The 1337-nt window shown below is 59.5% G+C and carries 1 protein-coding gene; it reads right to left on the reverse strand.

The window, feature by feature from the left end; all coding sequences use genetic code 11:
• Window positions 1–1337 (reverse strand): pyruvate kinase PykF (gene pykF / locus HB860_RS04585; protein WP_348773024.1); only part of this gene is annotated, 1337 nt, incomplete at both ends.

A 1337-nucleotide genomic window follows, 5' to 3' on the forward strand; every position in this document is an offset into this window, starting at 1 on the left:
TGAACGGAGGCGGTGTTGGTGGTACCGCTCGGTACCAGGGCACCGGAGACCATGACGACCACGTCACCCTTCAGGCCCATGCCGCTTTGCAGTGCAGCTTCCTTGCCGATGCGATAGAAATCGTCGGTGGAGGCGATGCTGTCAACCACGTGAGCAACCACACCCTTGGTCAGGACCAGCTGGGCAGCAGTTTTCTTGTTGGTGGTGATGGCCAGGATCCAGGCTTTCGGGAAGTACTTGCGAATGGCCTTGGCAGACTTGCCGCCTTCGGTGGCAACCACGATCAGCGGGGCGTCCAGCTTCTCGGAGGTCTCTACGGCGCCTTTACAAACGGCTTCGGTGATGCGCAGCTTGTTGCTGTCGTTGGCAGCAGACAGGTTGGACGGCATCACGGCGTCGGTACGCTCGCAGATGGTGGCCATGATGGTCACGGCTTCCAGCGGGTACTTGCCCTTGGCGGATTCGCCAGACAGCATGACGGCGTCGGTACCATCCAGGATGGCGTTCGCCACGTCACCAGCTTCGGCGCGGGTCGGACGCGGGTTCTTGATCATGGAATCCAGCATCTGGGTGGCGGTGATGACCACTTTACGTGCCTTGTTGCACTTGGTGATGATCATCTTCTGGGCGAAGATCACTTCTTCAACCGGAATTTCCACACCCATGTCGCCACGAGCAACCATGATGCCGTCGGAGACAGCCAGGATGTCGTCGAAGTTGTCCAGGCCTTCCTGGTTTTCGATCTTGGAGATGATCTGGATGGCTTCGCCACCGTGGGCCTTCAGGTGCTCACGGATTTCCAGCACGTCTTCTTTCTTGCGGATGAAGGAGGCGGCAACGAAGTCCACGCCCTGCTCGCAACCGAAGATGAGGTCACGCTTGTCTTTCTCGGCCAGGGCCGGCAGCTTGATGGAGACGCCCGGCAGGTTGACGCCCTTGTTCTCGCCCAGATCACCGTTGTTCAGCACCTTGCAGATGACTTCGCGCTCGGTGATTTCAATGACGTCCAGACCGATCAGGCCGTCGTCAACCAGGATGCGGTTGCCGACGCGCAGGTCGTTGGCGAAGCCGGCGTAGGTCACGGCGACCTTGTCTTTGTTGCCAACCACGGTCTGGTCGGTGGTGAAGGTGAAGGTCTGGCCGGCGACCAGAGAGACATCGTTGCCACCTTCCAGCTTCATGGTACGGATTTCCGGACCCTTGGTATCCAGCAGGATGGCTGCGTGCTTGCCGGTCTCGGCCATCACTTCACGCAGGTTGCGGATACGGGTGCCGTGCTCTTCGTAATCACCGTGAGAGAAGTTCAGGCGCATGACGTTCATGCCGGCGTCCAGCAT

This window comes from Aeromonas genomosp. paramedia (genome assembly GCF_023093515.1).
In the GTDB taxonomy this organism is placed as follows: domain Bacteria; phylum Pseudomonadota; class Gammaproteobacteria; order Enterobacterales; family Aeromonadaceae; genus Aeromonas.